The following is a 25,364-nucleotide window of genomic DNA, read 5'->3' on the forward strand; positions in this document are numbered from 1 at the left end:
TAGCGCGATGGCCTCGGTTCTGCATTCGGCGCGGCAGCGAATGGCGCACACCGGCGAAGCCCTCAAGGGGCTCAAGCGGTTGCGGGAGCAGGGAGTGAGCGATCCCAAGGATCCGCTCGAAACCGTCCGCACCGCATTGGATTCCAGAGTCTACGGCCCGCAGGCCACCATGATCCGGCACGCCGCGCGAGTGTGGCCGCAGGCCATCGGGCTGGCCGACGAGCGCGGTGACCTCACCTACGGCGAACTCGAGGAGCAGTCCAACGCCATCGCGCGCGGCCTGCAGCGCATGGGCGTCAAACCCGGCATGGTGATCGCCATCCTGGCGCGCGACCATCGCGGCCTGCTGCTGTCCATGGCGGCGGCCGGGAAGCTCGGCGCACGCTTGGCGCTCATGAACACCGGCTTCGCCAAACCACAGTTCGCGGAGGTGTGCGCGCGGGAGAACGTGAAGGCGGTGCTGCACGACAGCGAATTCCTCGGCCTGCTCGACGCCCTGCCGCCGGAGCTGCCGCGGGTGCTCACCTGGGTCGATGAGGGTCACGAATTGCCGGACGGCGCAACCACTCTCGACGCTCTGGTGGCGGCGAACAATCGGGAGCCGCTGCCCGCGCCCAAGAAGCCGGGCGGGTTCATCATCCTCACCAGCGGAACCACCGGCCTGCCCAAGGGCGCGCCGCGCGACAAGGTGACCCCGCTGGCCACCGTGCAGATGATCGACCGTATCGATTTCCCGCGCCAGGGCACCATGCTGATCGTCTCTCCGATCTTCCACAGCACCGGGCTGGGCACCTGGCTGGTGGGCGTGTCGCTGGGCAACAAGACGGTCGTCGCCCGCCGCTTCGACGCCGAGCAGACGCTGCGGCTCATCGCCGAACACAAGGTGGACATGCTGGTGGCGGTGCCGACCATGCTGCATCGCATGGTGGAGCTGGATCAGAAGATCCGCGAGAAGTACGACACCTCCTCACTGAAGGGCATCGTGATCGCGGGTTCGGCGCTGTCGCCGGAGTTGAGCATCCGCACCGCCGAGGTGTTCGGCGATGTCCTCTACAACCTGTACGGCTCCACCGAATGCGCGGTGGCCACGGTCGCCCGGCCGGAGGATCTCGCGGTCGCGCCCGGTACGGCGGGCCGCTCCCCCATCACCTGCGAGGTGGTGCTGTTCGACGACGACGGCAAGCGCGTCCAGGCCAAGAACGTGACCGGGCGCATCTTCATCCGCTCGGGCGCGCCGTTCAAGGGGTACACCGACGGCCGCCACAAGGAGATCATCGACGGCTACATGTCCAGCGGCGACGTCGGCCATTTCGACGATGCCGGACTGCTGTTCGTGGACGGCCGCGACGACGACATGATCGTCTCCGGCGGTGAGAACGTCTTCCCGCAGGAGGTGGAGAACCTGCTGCTGGAGCGCACCGATGTCTTCGACGCCGCGGTGGTCGGCGTCGACGATGTGGAATTCGGAAAGCGGCTGCGCGCCTTCATCGTTCCCGAGCCGGGCGAGAAGCCGGATCCGGACGAGGTGAAGCTGTTCGTCAAGAACAATCTGGCCCGCTACAAGGTGCCGCGCGACGTGTACTTCATCGACGAACTGCCGCGCAATGCCACCGGCAAGCTGCTGCGCCGGGTGCTGGTCGAGTACGAGCCGCCCGCCGGATAGTCCGCGACCCCTACCCGTCCCCCCTGCTCACACTGCGAGCCGGGCTGTCACCCAGGCCACGACCTGCGGTAGGTATTCGATACCGCAGGTCACAGAGACCTCGGCCACAACTGTGAGCTTTGTGCTTGCTAGGGTTAGCACGCACTGGATCTCGAGGTTGCGGTCCGACAGCCGACTCGTCAGGCAGGGGATCGCGGAAGGTTGTACCCATGTCACTTGCCCTTCCACAGGCAGGCACGGTTCTCCGCAAGGCGAGCGACGCCGCGCTGAGCGTCAACGCCATGGTCCGAGGGGGACTGTTCAATCCGCTGCGGCCCGATGTCGCCGTGCGTTCCGCGGTGAACGTGCTGAAGTTCGGACCGTTCGCGGGCGCGGTGGTGCACGCCGCCAAGACCAACCCCAAGGCCGCGGCCATCGTGGACGAGGCCGGTGAGCTCACCTTCGAGCAGATCGACCAGCAGTCCAACGCCTTCGCGCGCGGCCTCGCCGCCCAGGGCCTGGTCGCCGGTGACGTGATCGGCGTGCTGGCCCGCGACCACCGCGGCATGGTGCTGAGCCTGGTCGCCGCCGGCAAGCTCGGCGTGCGCGCGGTGCTCATGAACACCGGTTTCGCCAAGCCGCAGTTCGCCGATGTCGCGGCCCGCGAGCAGGTCAAGGCGGTGCTGCACGACAGCGAGTTCTTCGACCTCATGGGCGCGATCCCGGCCGCGATCCCGCGCATCCTGACCTGGGTCGACGCCAAGGACAATGCCGATCCCTCGATCCCGACCATCGATTCGGTGGCGGCCGGGCAGTCCGTCGCGGCGATCGCGCCGCCGGAGAAGCCGGGCGGCATGGTCATCCTCACCAGTGGCACCACCGGCACCCCCAAGGGCGCGCCGCGCGACAAGGTGAGCCCGTTCATTACCGCGCAGTTCCTGGACCGGATTCCGTTGCCGCGCAACAGCACCGTCGTGATGGCCGCGCCGATCTTCCACGCCACCGGCCTGTCGCAGTTCACCATCTCCATCGCGCTCGGCAACCGGGTCGTGTTCCAGCAGCGGCGTTTCGATCCGGAGACGACGCTGAAGAACATCCAGAAGTTCCGGGCGCAGGGCCTGGTCGTGGTGCCGACCATGCTGCAGCGCATCCTGGACCTGCCGCCGGAGACCCTCGCGAAGTACAAGCCGAGCGAGACCCTGCGCGTACTGTTCGCCGCCGGTTCGGCCATCCCGCCGGACGTGGTCACCCGCACCCTCGACTACTTCGGGGACAGCCTCTACAACGTGTACGGCTCCACCGAGTGCGCGGTCATGACCGTCGCCCAGCCCGCCGAACTGCGCAAGGCCCCGACCACCGCGGGCAAGCCGCCGGTCGGCATCCGCGTCGCGCTCTACGACGAGAACCGCAAGCGCATCACCGCCCCGAACGTGACCGGCACGATCTTCATCGAGAACGGCCACTCCTTCAAGCAGTACACCGACGGCCGCACCAAGGAGTACGTCGACGGCCTCATGTCCTCCGGCGATGTCGGCCACTTCGATGCCGACGGTTTGCTGTTCATCGACGGCCGCGATGACGACATGATCATCTCCGGCGGCGAGAACGTCTTCCCGCAGGAGGTCGAGAACCTGCTGTCCAACCGTCCCGACGTGCTGGAAGCCGCCGTGGTGGGCGTGGACGACCGGGACTTCGGAAAGCGCTTGCGCGCCATCGTGGTTCCGGGACCGGGCTCGAACCGCGACGCCCAGGAACTCAAGGATTACGTCAAGGAGAACCTGGCTCGCTACAAAGTGCCGCGCGAGGTGATCTTCCTCGACGAACTCCCCCGCAACGCCACCGGAAAGTTGCTGCGTAAGCCGCTGATCGAAATGGATGTGCCTTCGGCCTAGTTTCTTTCGATTCCTTCGAGCCCACTGCGCAGCAGTGGGCTCGAGAGCTTGGAGAGACAGGGTTTATCATCAGCGAGTGAGTTTCGAGCACGGCCGCTCTTCGGCGCATACCCGCAGTGATGCTGCGGTGTTGCGCGGAGGGGCGGCCGGTTCGATTTCGGGGGCTTTGGCGGTGGCCGCGCACGGGTGGGTTTCCGGGGCCGCGGCGCTGGAAACGGGGCCGTTGACGTTGCTCGTGGCGGCGTCGGCCGCGGTCGGTGCGCTCGTCAGTGGTGTGAGTCTGCTGCGCACGACCTGGCTCGGGCTGGTGACCGCGCTCATCGGCGGGCAGATGCTCGGGCACTTCAGCATGATGTGGGGGTCGCCCAGCGGGCATCACCACCACAATCAGGCTGCCATGTGGAGTCCGGCCATGTTGGCGGCGCACTGCACTGCCGCTGTGGCGGCGGCTGTGGTCATCGTCGGCGCGGAAGCCGCCTATCGGATCACCACCACGGTGCTGTCCTGGGCGCTGCCGATTCCGGTTTCGCTTCCGGTTCCCTCGGGGTTCCAGGCGCTGCCGATCGCGCATCGCGATCGGGTCGTGCTGCGGATCTTCGCGGCGGATGTCTTTCGTACGCGGGGGCCGCCCGCACTCGTTCGAGGCTGACCTCATCCTTCTCCCGGGCACACGAGCCGTCGCGGTCGTGTGAGTTCGCCATACGCGCACAGTGATTCGCTGTTCGCGTTGGCGCCACCGCCGACCGCGGTTCCGGGTTCCCTCGAACATCAGAAAGACCGCTTGTGACCATCACAGAAAGCGGTGTCGAACAGGTTGATTCGACACCGCCGCCCTCGCCTACCCCGGAAACTCCGAAATCCACGAAACGCAGTGCCGGGAATGCCTTTCAGGCGCTGACACTGCGACTGCACTTCTACGCCGGTGTTTTCATCGCACCGTTCATTCTGATCGCGGCCGTCACCGGCGCGCTCTACGCGATCGCCCCCACGCTGGAAACTGTGGTCGATCGCGGTCTGCTGCACACCGATTCGACCGGACCGACCAAACCGCTCTCGGAGCAGGTGGCGGCGGCGGTGGCGACCAAGCCGGAGCTGGCGCTCAATGCCGTGGCCCCCGCGCAGAATGTCGGCGACACCACGCGGGTGATCTTCAGCGATCCCTCGCTCGGCGACTCCGAACGGCGGGCGGTGTTCGTCGACCCCGTCACCGCGCAGCCGATCGGCGACAGCGTCGTGTACGGCAGCTCGGGTGCGCTGGAAACCCGCACCTGGATCGACCAGTTGCACCGGGATCTGCATCTCGGCGATATCGGCCGCTACTACAGCGAGGTCGCGGCCTCCTGGATGTGGCTGGTGGCGCTGGCCGGGCTGGTGCTCTGGTACCGCCGCGTGCGGGCGCGACGCGAGAAGCGTTCCGCCGGTTGGCTGTTCCGCCCGGACCGGTCCAAGCCGCGGGCGCGCACGCTGAACTGGCATGCGGCCGTGGGCATCTGGATCCTGCCGATCGTGCTGCTGCTGTCGGCCACGGGCATGACCTGGTCCAAGTACGCCGGTGAGAATGTCGCCGACCTGCGCAAAGCCATGAGCTGGACCACGCCCGCCGTGAGCGCCAAACTGCCGGGCTCGACCGGTCCGGCCGAGAAGCCCGCCGGGGACCACAGCGGGCACGGCGGTGGCGGAGCGCCCGCCGCCGCACCGTCGCCGAACAAGGCCGCGCTGGTCGACACCGTGTACGGGGTGGCGCGCGCCAACGGCTTGGAGGGTCCGCTGGAGATCAGCATTCCGGCCAAGGACGGCACGGCGTTCGTCGCCAAGGAACTCCGTCGCCCCGGCGTGTACACCCAGGATTCCATCGCGGTCGAGGGTGCGACCGGCAATGTCACCGATACGCTGCGCTTCGCGGATTGGCCGCTCATGGCCAAACTGACCAGCTGGGGCATCGCGTTCCACATGGGTCTGCTGTTCGGGCTGCTCAACCAGTTGCTGCTGCTGGCCGTCATGATCGGGCTCATCACCGTGATCGTGCGCGGCTACCTGATGTGGTGGCGTCGCCGGCCGACCAAGGAGAACAAGCTCGCCGCGGGCCGGGCGCCGCGTCGCGGCGCGGGCCGGCAGACGCCGCTCGTGGTGCTGGTTCCCTTCGCGGCGGCCGCGGTCTTCGTGGCCTGGTACGTGCCGATGATCGGGATTCCGCTGCTGGCGTTCCTGGCGGTCGACGTGCTACTCGGACTCGTCGCCAAGCGCCGCACCCCGGCCGCATAAGCTCCGAATTCCAGTGCGCGACACGGCCTTCGGGCCGTGCCGCCGGTACCCCATGCCTTACACAGCTCCCGGAAGCCGGGAGATACTCCCCCGTGCAGCCACCTGACCTGCACTGACACAAGGACTTTCCACCTGATGAAGCTCCACAAGCTCGCCGTGTCCGCCGCCCTGCTGTCGACCGCTGTCGCCGTCGCCAGCGGAACCGCCTCCGCCGCACCCGAAGTCGCGGATGCCGGAGTCATCAACTACTCGATGACCACCACCGAGACCCAGCAGATCATCAAGACCGACGCCGGCTCCATGGTCGTCGAGGACGGGGTCTTCAAGGTCAAGGCGGCCAACGGCACCACCGTCGCCGGAACCGAATTGAAGTTCCGCGTAGACGATTTCGAGTTCCCGATCGCGGCCGAGATCGCCGACCGCACCGCCACCCTGACCCCGCAGTTCGACCTCGCGCACGCCGCCTACAAGCCGGTCGCCCTCCCGTACGAGAACCAGGCCCCCTGGAAGTCCGAGTACGAGCGCGAGCAGGCCGCCTGGAGCCGCATGACCAGCACCCTCGGCCTCGGCGCGAGCATCGGCACCCTGGTGGGCGGTATCAGCGGCGCGGCGCTGGGCTGCGTCATCGGCGCGGGCGTCGCCTTCGGCGCGACCCTCCCCCTCGCCGCCATGTTCGGCCTCGGCCCGCTCGGCGGCTGCCTCATCGGCGCGTCCACGCTCGGCTTCCTGGGCACCCTGCTCGGCCAGGTCTTCGTGACCGCCCCCGTCGCGATCCTCGCCGCGGCCCAGTACTTCACGACGATCAACCAGCCGTTCACCCCTGCGGCGAAGTAGTTCACTTCCCGCTGCGCTCCGGTAGTTCACGCGCGCGTGTGCCCCGTCCGATGCGTAATCGGGCGGGGCACATCGTCATTCGTGATCGCGCAGCCTGTGTGCCCCGGCGGCGGGGGTGACGGCGAAGGTGCGCGGTGGTTTGAACCCGTTGGTGTGGAAGGTTTTTCGGATGGCGTGGATGACGTTGGGGGTGTTTTCGCGGTCTACGAGGGCTATGACGCTGCCGCCGAAGCCGCCGCCGACCATGCGGGCGCCGTAGGCTCCGGCGGCCGTGGCGGTTTCCACGGCGGTGTCGAGGGGTGGGGCGGAGACTTCGTAGTCGTCGCGGAGTGAGTGGTGGCCTGCGGTGAGGGTGGGGCCGATGGTGCGGGGGTCGCCGCCGGTGCGCAATTGTTCGGCAACTGTACGGACTCGGGCGTTTTCGGTGACGACGTGGCGGGCGCGGCGGCGCAGGACGGGGTCTCGGAGACGTTCGACGAGATCCGGGGAGGTGACGTCGCGGAGGAACGGGACGTCCAGTTCTTCGGCGGCGGTGGCACATTCGGTGCGGCGGCGAGCGTATTCGCCGTCCACCAGGCGATGGGGGGTGCCGGTGTCGACGACGAGTAGTTCGAGGCCGAATCGTTCCAGATCGAAGGGGATCTGCTCGTGTTCGCCGGTGCGGACGTCGAGGAACAGCACATGGCCCGCGGTGCACAGGATGGCGGCGGATTGGTCGAGGACACCGGTCGGGACGCCCACGTAGACGTTCTCGGCGGTGCGGGCGATATCGATGATCTCGGCGGCGGAAAGGCTGGGGGCGAACAGATCACGCAGGGCGATGGCCACCGAACAGGACAGCGCGGCCGAGGAGGACAGGCCCGCGCCGATCGGCACCGTACCGTCCAGATCTAATTCCACGCCGGGCACCTCGTAACCGCGACGAGTGAATTCGCGCAGCACGCCGAGCGCGTAGTGCGACCACTCCGGCAGTTCCGACCAGCCCGAGACATCGAGTGCGGCGGTGCTGGTCTCGATCGGCTCGGCCGCGCGCTGCCGGGATCGCAACCGCACCATGCCGTCTCCGCGCACACCTGCCGTGCAGGTCACGCCCAGCGGCAAGGCCATCGGCAGCACGAATCCGTCGTTGTAGTCGGTGTGCTCGCCGATCAGGTTGACGCGTCCGGGCGCGAGCCACCGTCCCGCTGTCGATTCCACCGCAGCTCCTTGTCGGAGGGTAGTTCAGGCCGTACGGTTCGGATTGGCAGGGAGCATAACGAGTCTCGCGGAAAGCGATACTGCGGGTTCGGTGAACTCCCCAACGAACCGGCGTGATTCGTGCCATGATCGACTCGGTTACCCAGATCCGGACGGCAGCATTCTCCTACCGTCTTTTTGGGCCCTATGCTCGTACGCACAACACTCGGTCGTTGATCACCGAAGCCCTTCGAGCACTGTTCGAGGGGTCGGTGCGCGGCACGGTCTTCGGGAATGGAGCGGTAAAGGGGGGCTGGTGGGAACAGACACAACACCGGCCGGTCAGTCCGGTCGGCGGTTCAAGGTCTGTTGGCGATCAGTGCTGTTCTACCCCGGCATACTCATCGTCGCCTTGCCGATGCTGTTCCCCTCCCGCCAGCTCGGGCTCGGCACGCTCATCGCCTCGGTCACCCTCAGCCTGTGCATGATCGTGGTCGGCATGCGGCAGTACCGGCCGCGGCATCCCATCCCCTGGTACCTGCTCTCGGCCTCTGTGGTGCAAGTCACCATAGGCACGGTGCTACGCGAGATCAGCGATTGGCAGCGGCATCCGTTCGACGATCTGTTCACCCTCAGCGGATACTGCTGTCTGGGGGTGGCGGCCGTGCTGTGGCTACGCCCGCGCCAGAACAGCACCGACCACGACCTGCTGCTCGATTCCGGATTGATCGGCCTCGGCGCCCTGCTGGTCTCGTGGACCTTCCTGATCTCCCCGATCCTGCACAAGGCGACGGCCTTCAACCTCACCACGCTCATCGCCGTCACCTATCCCGTGGTGGACGCGCTGCTGCTCACCGTGGTCGCGCATTCGATCGTCACCTCGGCGCGCTCGGAAACCTCACTGCGGCTGGTGTACCTGGCCATGCTCGTGATCCTGGTCGGCGATCTCGGCTACAACCTGGAGATGGCCGGCTCGGCCCCCGACCTGAGCCGCGAGATCCTGCTGATCCCCCTGCAGTTCGCCTACCTGCTGGTGGGCGCGGCGGCCCTGCATCCGAGCATGGTGATGCTCGGCGGGCCACGCGATATCCACGCCCACCGCTCACGGCAGCGGGCCAGCATCATCGCCATCATCATGATCGTGGCCGCGCTGGTGCCGGTAGTGGGCTCCAGTCTGGAAATGATGGACCGCGTGGTGGTTTCGTCGCTGTTCGCGCTACTGCTGTCGGGCGTGCTGCTACGCAGCGAACGCGCCATCGAACGCAGCGCCCGCAGCGAACGGCGCGCGCAGTACCAGGCCGATCACGACATGCTGACCGGACTCCTGAACCGCGCCGCCCTGCTGCGGGCGCTGCATCGCAATCGGGAGCGATGGGGTGAACAACCCCTGGCGCTGCTGTTCATCGATCTGGACGGCTTCAAGCGGGTCAACGACAACTACGGGCACGCGGTGGGCGACGAACTGATCGCCAATGCCGCGGCCAGGATTCGGCGCATCATCCGCCGGGACGACGCGGCCGCCCGCTACGGCGGCGACGAATTCGTGGTGCTGGCCCCGCTGGCCCGCCAGCAGGCCCTGCTGCTGGCCGAACGACTGCTGGGCACCCTCGGGGAGCCCTTCGAACTCAGCGCCGCAGAGGTGCGCATAGCGGCCAGTATCGGCATCGCCTACAGCGGCGCCCGCGGTGACGTGACCGTGTACGAGCTTTTGCGAGAAGCGGATTCGGCCATGTACCACGCGAAGGAGTATTCGCTCGGGTACGTTTTCCACGATGATCTCAGGCACGGTCATCCGGAGTCCGGCCCGCGCACGTGGCATCGGGAGTCCGCGGTCTGACGGTCGTTATTCACTGTCACCGCAAGGATATTCGGGTTTCACATGCACTTCTGCTCCACCACGCGGGCGTTCGGGTCGCGCTCCGCGACACCGCGCCGTGCCTCGGGCACACCGCGCTTGGCTCCGACCACACTGCGCTTCGCCGCCACCGTACTCTTCGCGGGCGCGCTCGCCGCGGGCTCCTCGGGCACGGCTCTCGCCGTACCGACGGGCTCGGCCGATTCGGGCTCGGCCTCGGCGCTGATCACGGGGTCGTCCGCCGGATCGGCGAATACCGGCTCCGCGAACGCCGGATCATCCAGCGCCGGAACGGGTTCGGCGGCGTACTACCCCAACAGCGGCTCGGCGAAGTTCGGCGAGCGGGTGGGCCAGCAGGGGCCTCGGATCGCCCAGGGCATCGAGCAGCTCATGCGCGCCTTGGGATTCCAGGGGATCTACCTCAGCTGTGCCGACGCGGAGCGTACCGGGGCGGCCCCGCTGCTGCGCGGGACGCCCGGGTACAACTCGGCACTGGACCCCGATGGTGATGGGATCGCTTGCGACTGAGGAGGTTCGGCGGGCCGGTGGCCCGCCGTTCGGTCAGTTCAGCTCAGCTCGTCGAGTAGCCGACGGGCGTTCTCGAGCTCGGCCTGCAGCTGCTCCACCTTGGCGCGCTGCGAGGACCGCACGGCCTCGAGTACCGAGTCGACCACCTCGGCGGCCTCCGGGTGCAGCAGCTTCGCCGCCTGCGACACAGCGGAACTCGGCACGGCCAGGCCCTTGATGGTGCGCTTCTTGCCGTTCACCACGTCGAGGGTCCACTCGCCGTCGGCGGTGCCGCTCAGGGTGACGACGACCTCGGGGACACTGCTGGGCTTGCGCGCCGCGGCGTTCTTGGCCGGACGCGAGGCGGCGGGCTTGGCAGCCGGCTTGGCGGCCTCCGCGCCCGCGGCGGCATCCGGGGCAGGCTGCGGCGCCTCGATTTTCGGCGCCGGGGCAGGCGCGGGAGCGGGCACGCTCGGCGGGGCCGCCGGCGTCGTCACGGGAGACGACATCGTCACTGTGGAGTCCTTCCTGGTTGCCGTTTTCTGTTTCGCGCCGGCCGCCGCGTTGGGACGGGCCGGTTTGGTCAGGGTCACCTCGGTAGGGCCGAACGACAGCACATCTTTCGAACCGGTCGGCTTCACTTGCAGGTAATCACCCTCGGAGGGATCGCCGAGCGAGATCACCTTTCCGGAACGGCCTTCGGGCACGCCGACTGCGGCCGCCGTGAACCACACCATCGGCGGACGGCCGGCGTCGATCTCGTCGGCTATGTGCCGAATTTCGGTCTCCGACAAGGGCAGTGGCTTGGTACGGGACGACATGGGGCTCTCCGGGCGGACGGTCGGACATCTGCGTGCCAAGAGCATGCACCATGGCACCGACAAATCCACATCCGGAGACTTCGCCCCCGCCACCACCAGCCGTTTCGCGAACCTTCAGCTATCCGTCTGATCTGCGTGTATCGACGATCGATGCGGCCTGTGAGCATGACCGGCGGCACCGATCCTAGGCCCGCACCACCACCCGTGCGCAACTTTTCACAGCTGTTGCACGCCACGCAATTCACAGTGCACGGTCTGCGGCCGGTTCACCGGATCGAGCCGGGTCTCGGTGATGAAGCCCTGCGTCGCGCCCGCCTCCACCCGCACCTCGGTGGTGGTGCGTTCCAGCAGCGTCGATTCCGGGGTCAGGAAATTGATCACCACGAGGTACCGATGCTCGACCCGGTCGCGATTGCTCACCACCGCGGTGGCCTCCCAGCCCGCGGCGGTACCCGTGCACGCGGTGACGAAGGCGCTGCGTAGCGCGGAGGCGTCGACGGACTCGGCGGCGGCGTCCGCGGCGGGACCGTTCGCCTGGGAACAGCCCGAGAGGAGCGCCGCACCGGCGGCCGCGAGCATGATTCCGGCGAACCGCTTGATTCCGGCAAACCACCGACCAGGGGCGATCATCGAATCTCCCGTTCCACCGCGCACTTCCGCCCCCGCGACTACCGTTGCCGCCAAATAGCTGCGGGCAGCAGAGTACCGCAGGGTCCGCCGCGTGTCGTCACATGACGGGATAGGCGTGTCGCACTATACGGCGGCCTTGGAAGCCCGGTAGCGGGTTTCGAGCGCCTCGCGCAGTCTGGTCTCGGTCCACTTGACGGCGACCGCCACGAACGGCTCCATGGCCGCGCCCAGCGCCTTGCCCGCCAGGCCGCCCGGCAGCTGATAGTGGATATCCACGGTGAGCGCGGACTGCTCGGGGCCGAGTTCCTCGAGCACCCAGCGCGTCTGATTGCTGAAACCCTTGACCGATTCCGTTGCCACGACCCGATTCTCGACGAGTTCGGTGAGCTTGATCGTCGCCTTGAGGGTCGCGCCGATCTTGACCACACCCTCGTACAGCGCGCCCGGACGCATGTGCGGCACATCCCCGACGAGCGTGACGCTCTTCATGCCGTAGAGCCAGTCCTTCATATTGGTGAAGTCGGCCATGTACTCGAACGCGAAATCGGCCGGAACCGCCGACTCACCCCGATGATGAATGTGAACCACAATGCCCTCCGTTCCCCCGGCGGCAGCCGTCAACCGCCCAATTTGACAGTACTGTATCAGCGCCGCCACGGGCCATCGGAGAGCGAGACTCAGTTCACACCAAGGGTTTCCAGCACACGCACCGCCTGATAGTCGGCGCCCAGCTGATTCGGATGGAACGGCACCGCGAGCCCGACCGGATTGCCGGAGAACGGCATCAGGCCCTCCACCCAGCGCGTGCCCACCGGACGGCAGGCATCGTGCCCGGCGCTGCCCTCGTAGGTGTTCACGAAGTCGACGCCGGTGGTGTCCGCGACCCGGGCGAGCATCTCGTGCAGTTCGAGTAGCTTGTGGCCCAGCCAGATCGCGTCCGGGTCCGAGATCGGGATCTCCGGGAAACAGCCGCCGTCCAGGTCGACGCCCTGGAAGTAGTCCAGCAGCAGAATGCGGGCGTGCGGCGAGCGTTCCCGGATGCCGTCGATGGTGGCGATCACCCGGGACTCGGCGGCGAGGAGGTTCTGTGACATGCGATCGGCGCCGTCGGCGCTCACATGGGCGTCCAGGCAGGGCGTCGCGGCGGGGTCGGCCGTTACGCATTCCATGACGGTCGCGGCCAATTCCGCGTCGTTGCCGCCGATTTCGAGCGTCACCAGATCGGTGGTCGGGGTGAGGCGATCGAACTGCGGGGCGTTGGTGCCGAGGACGCTGGTCTGCGGTGCGGTCATATTGCGGGTGGTCGCGCCGCCGCAGGTGGCATCGCGGAAGACCGGGACGCCCAGCGCCTGCGCGACCTGTTTGCCGTAGTTGCGGGCGCTCTGCACACAGTTCACCGGCGTGAAGGCGGTGGTGATCTGGGTGAAGGTGGCATCGGCCGCCCACGAATCCCCCAGCGCCACATACTCGGTGTAGCGGGCGGCGTCCTGCGGTGCGGCGTGTGCCGTCGCACCGGGAAGGACCGCCGTAACGGCCGCGACCGCCAGCAGCGCATGCCGGATCTTCATTCGTGTATCCCCTCGCCCCGACCCGAATTGAACTGGACCGTCGTCCAGCCCAGAACCTAACAGTCGATGCGCGATGACGTGCGGTAATTCCGGAACAGCACCAGAATCCCGGCGGCCGCGGCGATCAGACAGCCGCCGACCACCCACATGCCGAGATGGTGACCGCCCGTCCGGTCCCCCAGCCACCCGGTCACATACGGAGCCGCGAAACCACCCGAATTCGCGATCGAATTGATGAACGCGATACCACCGGCCGCCGCCGCACCGGCCAGAAAACCGCCGGGCAGCGCCCAGAACGCCGACAGCGCGCACAGCACACCCACCGTGCACACCGTGACCGCCGCCATCGCCGCGAACGGGTTGCCGAGGTACAGCGCGACCGGAATGGCAAGTCCCCCGGCGAAAGCCGGGAGCGCCACCCGCAGACCGGGGTTGCCGAGCCGACCGGACCAGCGACCCCACCACACCATCGCCACGGCCGCGATCAGATAGGGCACGGCATTGATCAGCCCGCGCTGCACGATCGAATAGTGCACGCCGTAGCGCTCTTCGAAGCCCTTGATGATCGTGGGCAGAAAGAACGTCAGCGCGTACAGGCCGTACACGATGCCGGTATCGGCCAGTGCCAGACCGAGGATGCGCGGGTGAGTGAACACCCTCCGCATCGTCCAGCGCTCGGCCCGCTCCATCGAATCCCGTTCGGCGGCAAGGGTGTCCGCGAGCGCGGTGCGCTCCCCCGGGGTCAGCCACGCGGCCCGCTCGGGGCGGTCCGTCAGACAGCACCACGTCACGACCGCCAGCAGCAGGCTCGGCACGCCCTCGACCAGGAACATGAAACGCCAACCGGCGAGCCCGAATACACCGTCGCCGTACTGAATCACCAGGCCGGACACCGTCGCACCGAGTGCGGTCGAGATCGGGACGGCCGCCATGAACAGCGCCACGATGCGCGCCCGCTGCGCCTGCGGGATCCAGTACGTCAGGTACAGGATGATGCCCGGAAAGAATCCGGCCTCGGCCACCCCGAGCGCGATCCGAAGCCCGTAGAGCACAGTCTCATTCGGCACGAAGGCCATGGCGGTGGCGATCACGCCCCAGCTCAGCACGATCCGCGCGATCCACCGCCGCGCCCCGAACCGGTGCAGCGCCAGATTGCTCGGCACCTCGAACAGCACGTACCCGAGGAAGAACAACCCCGACGCCAGCCCGAACGCCGTCTGTGTCAACCCCAGATCGGCCTTCATCCCGCTCGGACCGGCGAACCCGATGTTCACCCGATCCAGATAGTTCACGAAGTACAGCAGCCCCAGCAACGGCACCAACCGAATCACGGCCTTGCGCACCGCGATTCGCGTTTGGTCCGCAGCCTGTCCGGTGTTCGGACGCGGCAGCCGCGCGTCGGAACCCCGTGCTGTCACACGCGATCCGCCGAATCGACGCGCTCGTAGCCGAGCTGGACGTCGTGGGCGACCTCGCCGTCGGCGACGGTGACGCGGCTGAAGGCGGGCGGGTAGCCGCGGGCCATGACGGTGTAGCGGCCCTCGGCGAGGTCGGGGACGGTGTAGTGGCCGCTGTCGTCGGTGCGGGTGGTGGCGATCAGATCACCGGCCTCGTCGAGGACGGTGATCTGGGCGTCGGGGATCGCGTGGCCGGCATCGGTCCAGGCCGCACCGGCGAGTACCGCGCGGGGCGCGAGTTCCACGTCGTGGCGCAGCATTCCGCTCTCGGGGACGGTGAGACTGAGGGCGGTCGGGCGCATATGGTCGGCGACCGCCACCAGCGTGTAGGTGCCGGGCAGCACACCGCGGCAGACGTAACCGCCCTCGGCGCTCGTGACGGCCGAGCCCACCACGTCACCGTAGGAGTCGGTGAGGGTGATGGTCGCGTCCGCGAGAGGGAGGCCGCGTCCGGCGGAGCGCACGATGCCCGAGACCTCACCCGAGCCGACGAGGGCGATATCGAGCTGGTGCGGGCGGCGGCCGACGGTGATGGTGACAGCAGAGGGCTGGTAGCCGTTGGCGGAGACGATGAGTACGTAGCCGCCCGCACGCGGGACACCGATGCGGTAGGTGCCGTCCGCCTCGCCGATCGCGCGGGAAAGCTGGTGTCCCCGTTCGTCTATCAGCGTGAGCACCGCATCGGGGATCTCGTGCCCGTCCTCGCGGCGCACGCATCCGGCGATGGACAGCGACGGGGTTTCGAAGACCGGCTCGTCCTCGGGTTCGGGTTCCTCGTCGACCACCGTCTCGGGGACGGGGGCCGGGAACTCGTGCAGCGGAAGCTCTCTCATGAACATGAGCACCACCGCCGCCAGCACCGCCACTGCCGCGGACACGTAGAACACGCCGCTCATGGCATCGGTGAACCCGATCAGGATCGGAGTGCGGACCTCGTCGGGCAGTTCGGCCATGGCGGCGGTATTGCTCTGCACCTGATTCAGTTGCGCCGCATCGAATCCCGGTGGCAGTACCCCGCCGAAGGCGTCCAGGATGCGATCCGGGAGCAGGTTGAACAGCACGGTCAGGAACGCGGCCACACCCAGGGTGCCGCCCATCTGGCGGAAGAAGGTGGCCGAGGCGGTCGACACGCCCATATCCGCTGCCGGGGCGGCGTTCTGCGCGGCGATGATGAGCGTCTGCATGCAGAAGCCGAGCCCGAATCCGATGACGCCGCAGTACAGCAGCGGCTGCCACAGCGGGCTGTCGTAGTGCACCCACGCGAACAGCACCGACCCGCCCGCGATGATCAGCGACCCGAGCACCGTCAGCATCTTGTACTTACCGGTGTACTTGGTGATGAGCCCGGCGATCTGCGCGCCGACCATGATGCCGAGCACCAGCGGCAGCATGAACAGTCCGGCCGCCGTCGGCGAATACCCCCGCACCACTTGGAAATACAGCGGCACCAGGATGATCGCGCCGAACATGGCCACGCCCACGATGAATCCGCCGCCGATGGCCACCGAGAAGGTGCCGCTGCGGAAGAGCCGCAACGGAATCAGCGCGGCATCCTTCATGAGGAATTCGACGATCAGGAACAGCACCAGCCCGGCCGCGGCGATGCCGTAGCAGAGCAGCGCGCGATCCGAACGCCAGCCCCACTCGCGGCCCTGCTGGGCGATGAGCAGCAGCGGGACCGTGCCCGCCGTCAGGGTGATCGCGCCCGCCCAGTCGATGCGCTGGCGCTGCCGTTGGAACGGCACGTTCAGGAATTTCGCCACCACCAGCATGGCGGCCAGGCCGATGGGCACGTTCACCAGGAACACCCAGCGCCAGCCCTCCAGCCGCAGCAGGTGGTCGGCATCGGAGAACCAGCCGCCGAGCACCGGCCCGAGCACGGTGGCGATACCGAAGACCATCATGAAATAGCCCTGGTAGCGCACTCTTTCGCGGGCGGGCACGATATCGCCGATGATGGTGAAGGCCAGCGACATGAGCCCGCCCGCGCCGAGGCCCTGTACCGCACGGAATCCCGCGAGCTGGTACATGGAGGTGGCGAAGGTGCACGCGACCGAGCCGAGGATGAAGACGCCGATGGCGATGAGGTAGCAGGGTTTTCGGCCGTAGATGTCGGCGAGCTTGCCGTACAGCGGCGTGCTGATGGTGGCGGTGATGAGGTAAGCCGTGGTGGCCCAGGCCTGTTCGTCGAATCCGTGCAGGCTGTTGGCGATTCGCACGATCGCCACGCTGACGATGTTCTGGTCCAGGGCGGCCAGGAAGACACCCAGTAGCAGACCGGACAAAATGGTCAGAATCTGCCGGTGCGACAGCGTCTGCGCCACTGGCACATCGGGTTCCGGGTCGAACTCCCTGGCTCTCACCTGCTGCGGCATTGCCCGGGTGGTGACATTCGTCATGTTTGCGGCCCTTGTCGGATTCGGGTGTCCGTACCTGCGGTGCTACTCGAAAAGACCTCGCCATGAAGCAATTCGGCAGCTTACCCGGACCCCGAAACCGGCACTCCGGCCGGGGGAGGTTACACCTCCACTTGTGCGTACAGCGGAATTCCGGTGTGGAAGAACCGGATGAGGCGGCCGATGCGCACGCTGTGGTCGACGAGCCGGCCGTAGTGGTGCACCACCATGGCCAGGTCGATGGCCATGGCCGAACCGTGCGACCAGCCCGGATCCCCGGCCAGCTCTAGCACCTGGGCGCGCAGGCGATCCATGCGTTCGTCGCGGGTCACCAGAGCACGATCACGCGGCGGGTGCTGTGCGGCAATGACTCCCACCACGGTGCCGACGATATCGATGGCGGCGCCGGAGATTTCCACCAGCAGATCAGTGATCTGGTGCGGTGCAACGGGTTCCGGGTAACGGCGCACGACATTGTCGGCAGCGCGACTGAGGGCGTCGCTCACCGCGAGCAGATCGTCGGCGATCTGCATGGCGGTGATCACGTGGCGCAGATCGCGGGCCACCGGCGCTTCCAGGGCCAGCAATATAACCGACCGGTCTTCACATTTCGCGTGCTCGACCTGGATCTGCTCCTCCAGCGCGAACACCTCGTAGGCGGCGGTGAGATCACTGCCGGCGAGCGCCGACGACGCCCGCTCGGCTGCCTCATGGGTCAGCCGAGCCATATGTGCCAGCTCATCGGTCAAAGCCATGAGCTCGATGGAGAATTTCGTCCGCACCCGCATAGTCTGTCCGCCCGCCCGCACCCCTGCACAGTATCGCGAGGAAATCTCCTGTCCGCGAACGAGTCTCGGTAGTTGAACCCCACAAGTACCAACCAGTATTTATTGAACGGTTGTACCACGGTGGATGAACCAGGCGCGTCGCTACCGGAAAACCCCAGGCCGTCCCCCAGACTGGGGCGGTGGCCACCCCCGCTGCCGAACCCGAGGAGCAGGACCTACCGCAGACCCCAGCCGCCGGGCCACCACCGCCCGGCAGCCGGATGCCCCCATGGCTACCCAGGGCCATGGCCCTGGCCCTGGTATTCCTCGGCCTCTTCGAACTCGCCAACTGGGCCACGCACCGGCTGCTCGGCATCATCATCATGCTCGCGGTCGCCTTCTTCGTCGCCCTCGCCATGGAGCCGGCCGTCAACGCCCTCGCCCTGCGCGGCATGGCCCGCGGACTCGCCACCGCCCTCGTCTTCCTGGTGGTGCTCGCGGCCGTCGCCGGCTTCACCGCGGCGCTCGGCGTCCTGCTGGTCGAGACCGTGGGCGACGTCCTCGACGAACTGCCCGGACTGCTCGAGGACGGCGTGCACTGGGTGAACAGCGCCTTCCATCAGGATTTCACCGTGAAACAACTGCGCGACCGGCTGTTCCACGACTCCGACATCGTGAGCGGGTACGCCGAACGCGCGGCCGGCAATGCCTGGGGACTGTCCAGCACCGTGCTGGGCGGACTGGCGCGCGTGGTCACCATCGCCCTGTTCGCCGTCTACATGACCGCCGCCGGGCCGAACTTCCGGCGCGCGGTGTGCTCGCTGCTGCCGCCCGCCAAACAGTCCACCGTGCTGCACGCGTGGGACCTGGCCATCGACAAGACCGGCGGCTACCTCTACTCACGGGCGCTGCTGGCCGTCATCTCCGCGGTCGCGCACGGGGCTTTCCTTGCGCTGCTCGGACTTCCGAACGCGATCGCACTGGGCGTGTGGTTCGGCGTGATCGCCTCCTTCGTGCCGACCATCGGCACCTATATCGCCGGGGTGCTGCCGATTCTGGTGGCGCTCACCATCGAACCCATCGACGCGGTGTGGATCCTCATCTTCGTGGTGGTGTACCAGTGGATTCAGGACTACGTGCTGCAACCGCGCATCACCGCGCGCACCGTGGACGTGAACCCGGCCGTCGCACTGCTGTCGGTCATGGTGGGCGCGGCGCTGCTGGGCGCGGTGGGCGCACTGCTCGCCATCCCCGCGACGGCAACCGTGCAGGCGTTCCTGAGCGAATACATCAAACGGTACGAGGTGGCCGACGATCCGCGCATCGAACGGCGCGGCGGAAAAGGCAAGGCACGCAAGGAGAAAGCGCCCGAGCCGTCCTGAGCCCGCTCAGACCGCGGCGGGCTCCTTCACCTCCGGTCTGGCCCTGGCCGTGCCCAGAATCGAACCCAGGATCACCAGCGGGAAGCCGATCGCCATGCCCGCGGTCAGCGGTTCGTCAAGCAGGGAGACGCCGATCAGCAGGGCCACCGCCGGGTTGATGTAGGTGATCACCGTGGCCCGGGACGGACCGACCTCGCCGATGAGCGCGAAGAAGATCACGAAAGCGATGGCCGTGCACAGCAATCCGAGACCGACCACGGACCAGGTGGCATCGGCCGGGTAGTGCTCGGGACGCCGCCAGACGGCGAAGGGCAGGTACACCAGGGCGGCCAGGATCAGCGACGCGGTCACCACACCCATCGGCGGCAGATCGGCCAGCTTGCGATTGATCATGATGGGGCCGAGCGCGTAGCCGACCACACTCACCGCGATGGCCGCCAGCGCACCCAGATTCGAGGTGTCGATATCCAGGCCGACCAGGGCCGCCACCCCCGCCAGGCCGACCACCAGGCCGACGATCCGCCGCGTGTCCAGGCGCTCGTGGCCCAGCCGGGTCACCAGCAGCACCGCCACCAGCGGCACGGCCGCGATCAGCAGGCCCACGGTGGAACTGTTCAGCGACGTCTCGGCCTGACTGATCAGCAGCCACGGGCCGACGATCTCGACCACCGTGTAGGCCAGCAGCCACCGCCATTTGCGCAGCACCGGCGCGAAAGCCTTGGTGTACAGGGCGATCGGCAACAGCACCAGCGCGCCCAGGAAGGTGCGGCCGAAGGCCACCACCACCGGATCGAAATCCTCGACCGCCACCCGGATCATGGCGTAGGGGACGCCCCAGATCAGGCCCATGGCCAGAAACAGCATCCATCCGCGCTTGCTCATCCCACGGCCCTGCTCTCGCGATTCATCCCATCACTCCTTCCATCGGAGCGTAAGGCACCCGCACGACATTCCCTGAGCGGATGACCGGTCCGGTGAGCACGCTGACCGCAATCCCGATGTACGCGTGCACTGACCAGGGCAAACCCTGGAGGGTGTCGGTGAACCACACGGCTCACGCGGCGGGCTAGAGTCCGACGGTATGGCGACACCGGATGTGGAATCCGCAGCGGAAGCCCACCCCTCGGCGGCCGAGATCGGGCGCGCGGCCCGCAGGCAGGCGTCCCGATCGGAACTGGGGCAGTGGAAACCGGGACCGGACCGCGCCGATCCGATCGCGATCCTTGAACGCCAGGCCGCCACCCGCGTCGCCGAGCTGGTGCGAATCCGGCACGCGCGCATGGCCGCCGGACATTTCCCCTTCTACCGCGGCGCACCGGCCATCATGGCCGCCGACCTCGCCGCCGGACCCAGCACCGGACTGACCGTGCAACTGTGCGGAGACGCGCACCTGTCGAACTTCGGACTCTTCGCCTCACCCGAACGCGCACTCGTCTTCGACCTCAACGACTTCGACGAAACCCTGCCCGGCCCCTTCGAATGGGATGTGAAGCGGCTCGCCGCCAGCCTCGCGGTCGCGGCACGCGCCAACGGCTGCGACGACACCGCCGCCGGGGCAGCGGCGGGCGCGGCGGCAACGGCCTACCGGGAAGCCATGATTCGCTTCGCCACCCTCGGCGAAACCGACGTCTGGTACCAGATGACCGACGCACAGCAGGTGGCGGACCTGATCACCCCGAAGAGCCGCAAACTCATCGACAAGGTGACCACCAAGGCCCGATCCCGCACCAGCCTGCAGGCCCTCGACAAACTCACCGAACCCGGACCCGACGGCACGCCGGTCATCCGGCACGACCCACCCCTGCTCATGCCGGTGCCGAAAGAACTTCTCGCGGAAGTGGATTCGGTACTCGCCGACTACCGGCGCAGCCTGCCCGAGGAACGCCGCATCCTGCTCGACCGCTACGAACTGCGCGATATCGCCATGAAGGTCGTCGGCGTCGGCAGCGTCGGCACCCGCTGCTTCATCGCCCTGTTCACCGGCCGCTCCACCGGCGACCCACTGTTCCTCCAGGTGAAGCAGGCCGAGGACTCCGTACTCGCAAACCACCTGAACGCCAGCATCTTCCGCCACCAGGGCCATCGCGTCGTCCACGGCCAGCGCCTCACCCAGGCGGCCGGCGACATCTTCCTCGGCTGGGCCACCGGCCCCGACGGCAACTTCTACTACTGGCGGCAACTGCGGGACATGAAGGGCTCGGTCACCATCGAGGACATGTCCGGCGCCCAACTGCACCAGTACGCCATCCTCTGCGGCCACACCCTCGCCCGCGGCCACGCCCGCTCCGGCGACCGCGTCGCCATCGCCACCTACCTCGGCAACGGCGGCAGCTTCGACCGCGCCATGACCGAATTCGCCCTCGCCTACGCCGACCAGACCGCAACCGACCACGAAAAACTGCTGGCCGCAATGGATTCCGGCCGGGTCGACGCAGCGCACGAGAGCTGAACCCGCCGTCGCGTCGACCGGACGTGGCGGCGGCGTCCCTGCGCTACGCGGTGCGCCGAACGCTCACAGCATTCGGCGAGTGAGTCCTTGGTGGCGGCCCGGTCCACATCACTGCGGCTGAGCAGACCCGCCGCTCCGCGATGGCGCGGGTGCTGGCACCCCGTGTGATCGTTCGTTTCCACACGTCGAAGGTCTGCTTCATCGTCGCGTCTCCCTCGAATCGTCCGGTGCGCCACCTCGAGCCGAACCAATGCGAAAGCGGCCCGGAACCTAGTGGTTCCGGGCCGCTTTCCTAGTAGCGGGGACAGGATTTGAACCTGCGACCTCTGGGTTATGGGCTCACGAGGACACGTTCCCATGCGGGTCGGCGGGTACCGCAGAATCCCATCCGTGTCGGTCAGCGGGGTGTCGCCCGTACCGGTTTGTCCTTATCGTTCCACCCGTTTCGCTGGATTCCGCCGTGTTCGGTTGCCAAATCCGTTGCCAAACACGGCGGATTTGGGGATCGGTATCGCGTCGAGAAGTAGCGAGCATGCTGCCCGGTGGCGATCGTCATACCGATGAGCGCCCGCAGGGTGGTGGAGGGCGCGGAAACCGTCGGTGCCGCAACCGGATCGGCGGCCAGCAGCAGCGCCACGCGGTCGGCGATCCTCGTCATACCGCTCGTGATCAACTCACGCAGCTGCGCGTCGTGGGCACTCGCCCGCAGGCACGCAGTAAAGAGAGTGAGCACGAACCCGGGGAAGATTCAGGACGGCCGACTTCACGGTGGTTTCCTTGATTTTCGCGTTCGACAGCACCCCGTCGATATTCGCGCCGTCTTTCACCGAGACGAGATGGACGTTGGGGACGCCACGACCGCGTTCAGCCTTATCTACGGTGATCCTCGGCTTGTGCTCGGCGGGTTCGGCGGTGGCGGGATCGCCGATGCGACAGAGGTTGAACATTTCTGCGGGTGATACAGCAGTGCGCCACGACCGAGATTGGTTGCGGCGCACTGTTATTCGTGCTTCCGGGAGCTTTCCGCGGACCGTCGATCAACCTGTCGTTGAGCGGGCGGTGTCTCGCGGGCGGTTCGCCTTGACGGTTACAGGCCGCCGGTGTTGAGGAGGCGGTTCACCGTGTTCGGGGTAGCGTTGCCGTTGAGCTTGGGCAGCACCACGTCCTTGGTGGATTTGTCCTTGATCCAGTTGGTGATCACCGTGTGGTGGGCGTCGCCGTAGGTGGACTTGTACAGGGCCCCGACACCGGAGACCATCGGCGCGGCGAAGGACGAACCCCTACCGATCGCGAAGCCGCCACCAGCCATCGGCATGGGGACCCACTCGCCGGGTGCATAGAGTTGGATGCAGGGTCCCCAGTCCGAGCGGTCGGCAGCGTGGTCGTTCTTATCCGTATGTGCGACCGCAACCACTCCCGCCGCCTCGGCGGGGTAGGCAAGGCATGCGTCACTTCCGCGATTGCTTGTGGAATTCGTGATGAACATGCCATTTTCCGCAAGGTTGTTGACCAACCCGCGCAGCACCAGAGACTCCCATTGGTCGAATATGTTGCCAGGTCCGTCGACATTGAACGATAGGTTCACCACGGCGGGCTTCTGGGCATGCCCCAACACCCAGTTCAGGGCCTTGTGCACGTTTGTCATGGTGGACCTCCCGTCGCAGCCGGTTATACGGAGGGAGACCAACTTGGCCTGCTTGGCCACGCCGTACTTGGTGCCGCCCAGCACGCCTGCGACACCGGTGCCGTGCTGGAAGCCCGCACAAGCGGCGGTTTGCGGCTCGGTGATGATGTCGGTGATGCCCTCGGAGGCTCGCCCGCCGAAGTCTGGGTGAGTGATGTCGATGCCACCGTCGATGACGTAGGCCGTGACGCCGGCGCCGGTGGCGGTCGTGGTGTAGCTGTTGTCCAGGGGCAGCGCCGCCTGGTTGATTCGATCGGCTGCCCACCCGGGAGCCGGTTCGTCGGCCGGAAGGTGCCAGTTCTCCATACCCGTCGCCGAGCTGGTTACTATCCATCGGTCCTCGAGGATCACTTCAACCCCCGAATCCTCTTGCAGCGCTTCGACCTGATGCTTCGAAAGCTTCGCGCTGAAGGAATTCAGCCCGGGTGATACGACCTTGGTTTCCTTGATCTTCGCGTTCGACAGCACCTTGTCGATATCCACCCCGTCCTTCACCGCGACGACATAGATGTCCTTGATGGCACGACCGTTTTCTGCCCGACCGACGGACACCTTCGGCTTGGCCTCAGCAGGATCGGCGGCCGCGGGGACCGCAGCTGCGGCAAGTATGGACAGTGCCGCGAGCGGCAGCGCCAACCAAGTCTTCTTCACGTGATGAAATCTCTCTTCGTATGGTGGAACGCGTTGTTCCGCAGGTAGAGCAGGTCTACGTGAAGCCGCAGCGCGCAGATGTCAGCGTTGGCTATGAGTTCCCACCCCGCTCGGTACCGTACGGACCCCCATACATATGTGAAGTGCATACGTTTCAAATATGATGAGCATCACTCTGCATAGGTAGCCGCCGGTGTCGAGCCCCTGAGAATGTGGGCGGCTGGCGGTTCGAGCAGTCGAGTACTGGTGTGATATAGCTCACATTGAAGCAGTCTTCTTGCAGGTAGGGTTCGATTGGCCGCCCCGTGCACCCCGATTCGATCCGGGAACGCTTCAAGCGGCTCGCCGCCCGCGTCGGCAGCTACATGCCGAGACGCTGCGAAACCCCTGCGACGGCACCGCATCCATGAAACTGAGTTTGGCTAATGATGCCAAACGTGATGCCAAACCAACGCGAAAACGGCCCGGAACCAGCTGGTTCCAGGCCGTTTTGCCTAGTAGAGGGGACAGGATTTGAACCTGCGACCTCTGGGTTATGAGGTTCAAGTTACGTATCCCAGAACTCGCCGTATGGCAAATAGTGACTACGACCTGCCAGGTGTCCATATGCCCGGATTGGGTTATGGTATGTACTGGTAATTTGTGGCGCGAGTTTCCGGTCACTTTCCGGTCTGTAGTTATGGCAAGTCCGGGCGCTTGCAGGAGTAGGACTCTGCCGTACGTGACGCCTGCTATCGCGCGATCAACTGAGCGTTACCTCAGTTGCCGCGAGCCTGTCGTACTATCTTCCGAGCCGAGTTGGTATCCAGCTCTATGCCGGTTGTCTTCTTGTACTGCTGCTTTACGGAACGAATGGCATCGCTTTCACTCCCGTCGAGTGGCACCTGCACCGTGCCCGACAACTGCTTCTCCAGCTCCCGCATTGCCTTCTGGTTGATCTCGAACTTCATCGTCCTCGCCTCCAACTCACCGACATCGAGAGACACATTCGGATGCTTCGCCGGTCAGAATAGCGACCGGCACCGACACCAACCGGCCTCTATACCGACTGCGGGGACGACCCGGTTCGGAACCGGACTTACGTCCCAGGAGCACCCGACCGCATCGACAACGACCAAACGACACGGCCGCAGGCTCAACGATTATCGGTTGCCGATCACTCAGAATCGCATCCCGTGTGTCTCGACGAGGAACCGCTCGGTGGCACCGAGCAGTGCCCGCACATCCTCACTTACCACAGACTTGGACATGCCCGGCTGCACTCGCGACCGTCACCCGTAGCTTCAGATATCGCGATTGCGAGACGATCGCCGCCAACGTGTCCGCATTCCCAACAATAATTCCCATTCTACCTGCGGCTCGACGAGCACTCTCCCGGCGCAGCAGCAACC

The 25,364-nt window shown here is 66.7% G+C and carries 22 protein-coding genes; 9 read left to right on the forward strand and 13 right to left on the reverse strand.

Going from position 1 to position 25,364, the window contains the following annotated elements; translation table 11 throughout:
• The first annotated feature begins 7 nt into the window (after positions 1-7).
• The 5 genes from JK358_RS10630 (at position 8) to JK358_RS10650 (ending at position 6,630) form a co-directional block, all read left to right on the forward strand.
• Positions 8-1,663: an acyl-CoA synthetase gene (locus JK358_RS10630; protein WP_201946139.1), complete on the forward strand. Its 1,656-nt coding sequence runs from the start codon at positions 8-10 to the stop codon at positions 1,661-1,663.
• 209 nt (positions 1,664-1,872) lie between these two features.
• Positions 1,873-3,534, forward strand: a complete 1,662-nt coding sequence (locus JK358_RS10635; protein WP_201946141.1) for an acyl-CoA synthetase — start codon at positions 1,873-1,875, stop codon at positions 3,532-3,534.
• A 76-nt stretch (positions 3,535-3,610) separates the two neighbouring features.
• On the forward strand, positions 3,611-4,183 hold the full coding sequence (locus JK358_RS10640) for a hypothetical protein (RefSeq protein WP_201946144.1): 573 nt from the start codon (positions 3,611-3,613) through the stop codon (positions 4,181-4,183).
• A 134-nt stretch (positions 4,184-4,317) separates the two neighbouring features.
• Entirely contained in the window at positions 4,318-5,796 is a 1,479-nt protein-coding gene (locus JK358_RS10645; protein WP_201946146.1) for a PepSY-associated TM helix domain-containing protein, read from the forward strand.
• Between the two features lie 135 nt (positions 5,797-5,931).
• On the forward strand, positions 5,932-6,630 hold the full coding sequence (locus JK358_RS10650) for a DUF8020 domain-containing protein (protein ID WP_201946149.1): 699 nt from the start codon (positions 5,932-5,934) through the stop codon (positions 6,628-6,630).
• A 75-nt stretch (positions 6,631-6,705) separates the two neighbouring features.
• Here the strand turns inward: JK358_RS10650 and galK are convergent, their stop codons facing one another.
• The gene (gene galK / locus JK358_RS10655; RefSeq protein WP_201946151.1) at positions 6,706-7,827 is read right to left on the reverse strand and encodes a galactokinase; all 1,122 of its coding nucleotides are present in this window, start codon (positions 7,825-7,827) and stop codon (positions 6,706-6,708) included.
• A gap of 358 nt (positions 7,828-8,185) precedes the next feature.
• Here galK and JK358_RS10660 point away from each other — a divergent pair, with 358 nt between their 5' ends.
• Positions 8,186-9,643, forward strand: a complete 1,458-nt coding sequence (locus JK358_RS10660; protein WP_307817443.1) for a diguanylate cyclase domain-containing protein — start codon at positions 8,186-8,188, stop codon at positions 9,641-9,643.
• A 42-nt stretch (positions 9,644-9,685) separates the two neighbouring features.
• The gene (locus JK358_RS10665; protein ID WP_201946154.1) at positions 9,686-10,189 is read left to right on the forward strand and encodes an excalibur calcium-binding domain-containing protein; all 504 of its coding nucleotides are present in this window, start codon (positions 9,686-9,688) and stop codon (positions 10,187-10,189) included.
• 38 nt (positions 10,190-10,227) lie between these two features.
• On the opposite strand, the gene JK358_RS10670 is transcribed toward JK358_RS10665, so the two are convergent.
• From JK358_RS10670 to JK358_RS10700, 7 genes are all read right to left on the reverse strand, one after another.
• Positions 10,228-10,989: a DUF6319 family protein gene (locus tag JK358_RS10670; RefSeq protein WP_201946156.1), complete on the reverse strand. Its 762-nt coding sequence runs from the start codon at positions 10,987-10,989 to the stop codon at positions 10,228-10,230.
• 216 nt (positions 10,990-11,205) lie between these two features.
• Complete coding sequence (locus tag JK358_RS10675; protein ID WP_201946158.1) at positions 11,206-11,619, reverse strand: hypothetical protein; 414 nt, start codon at positions 11,617-11,619, stop codon at positions 11,206-11,208.
• A 123-nt stretch (positions 11,620-11,742) separates the two neighbouring features.
• Positions 11,743-12,207, reverse strand: coding sequence for an SRPBCC family protein (locus tag JK358_RS10680; protein WP_201946161.1), 465 nt, complete (start codon positions 12,205-12,207; stop codon positions 11,743-11,745).
• A gap of 89 nt (positions 12,208-12,296) precedes the next feature.
• A complete protein-coding gene (locus tag JK358_RS10685) occupies positions 12,297-13,187 on the reverse strand; it encodes an SGNH/GDSL hydrolase family protein (RefSeq protein ID WP_201946163.1) in 891 nt (296 codons plus the stop codon).
• A 56-nt stretch (positions 13,188-13,243) separates the two neighbouring features.
• Positions 13,244-14,605: an MFS transporter gene (locus tag JK358_RS10690; protein WP_307817444.1), complete on the reverse strand. Its 1,362-nt coding sequence runs from the start codon at positions 14,603-14,605 to the stop codon at positions 13,244-13,246.
• Entirely contained in the window at positions 14,602-17,043 is a 2,442-nt protein-coding gene (locus JK358_RS10695) for an MFS transporter (protein ID WP_307817445.1), read from the reverse strand. Before JK358_RS10695 ends, JK358_RS10690 begins: the two co-directional genes overlap by 4 nt.
• Positions 17,044-17,162: 119 nt before the next feature.
• Positions 17,163-17,822: a phosphate signaling complex PhoU family protein gene (locus tag JK358_RS10700; RefSeq protein WP_201946165.1), complete on the reverse strand. Its 660-nt coding sequence runs from the start codon at positions 17,820-17,822 to the stop codon at positions 17,163-17,165.
• A 185-nt stretch (positions 17,823-18,007) separates the two neighbouring features.
• Between JK358_RS10700 and JK358_RS10705 the strand changes: the two genes are divergently transcribed.
• Positions 18,008-19,189 carry an AI-2E family transporter gene (locus JK358_RS10705; RefSeq protein WP_307817446.1) on the forward strand — a complete coding sequence of 394 codons (1,182 nt, stop codon included), beginning with the start codon at positions 18,008-18,010 and terminating at the stop codon, positions 19,187-19,189.
• Positions 19,190-19,195: 6 nt separating this feature from the next.
• Here JK358_RS10705 and JK358_RS10710 read toward each other — a convergent pair whose 3' ends face one another.
• On the reverse strand, positions 19,196-20,071 hold the full coding sequence (locus tag JK358_RS10710; protein ID WP_201946168.1) for a DMT family transporter: 876 nt from the start codon (positions 20,069-20,071) through the stop codon (positions 19,196-19,198).
• A gap of 199 nt (positions 20,072-20,270) precedes the next feature.
• Here JK358_RS10710 and JK358_RS10715 point away from each other — a divergent pair, with 199 nt between their 5' ends.
• Positions 20,271-21,638, forward strand: coding sequence for a DUF2252 domain-containing protein (locus JK358_RS10715; RefSeq protein WP_201946170.1), 1,368 nt, complete (start codon positions 20,271-20,273; stop codon positions 21,636-21,638).
• Between the two features lie 397 nt (positions 21,639-22,035).
• On the opposite strand, the gene JK358_RS10720 is transcribed toward JK358_RS10715, so the two are convergent.
• The 4 genes from JK358_RS10720 to JK358_RS10735 form a co-directional block, all read right to left on the reverse strand.
• Positions 22,036-22,296, reverse strand: coding sequence for a hypothetical protein (locus tag JK358_RS10720; protein WP_201946172.1), 261 nt, complete (start codon positions 22,294-22,296; stop codon positions 22,036-22,038).
• 16 nt (positions 22,297-22,312) lie between these two features.
• Complete coding sequence (locus JK358_RS10725; RefSeq protein ID WP_201946174.1) at positions 22,313-22,585, reverse strand: hypothetical protein; 273 nt, start codon at positions 22,583-22,585, stop codon at positions 22,313-22,315.
• A 140-nt stretch (positions 22,586-22,725) separates the two neighbouring features.
• Complete coding sequence (locus JK358_RS10730) at positions 22,726-23,973, reverse strand: S8 family serine peptidase (protein ID WP_201946177.1); 1,248 nt, start codon at positions 23,971-23,973, stop codon at positions 22,726-22,728.
• A gap of 758 nt (positions 23,974-24,731) precedes the next feature.
• Entirely contained in the window at positions 24,732-24,923 is a 192-nt protein-coding gene (locus JK358_RS10735; RefSeq protein ID WP_201946179.1) for a hypothetical protein, read from the reverse strand.
• Positions 24,924-25,364: the final 441 nt, after the last annotated feature.

The organism is Nocardia acididurans, from assembly GCF_016741815.1.
In the GTDB taxonomy this organism is placed as follows: Bacteria; Actinomycetota; Actinomycetes; order Mycobacteriales; family Mycobacteriaceae; genus Nocardia; species Nocardia acididurans.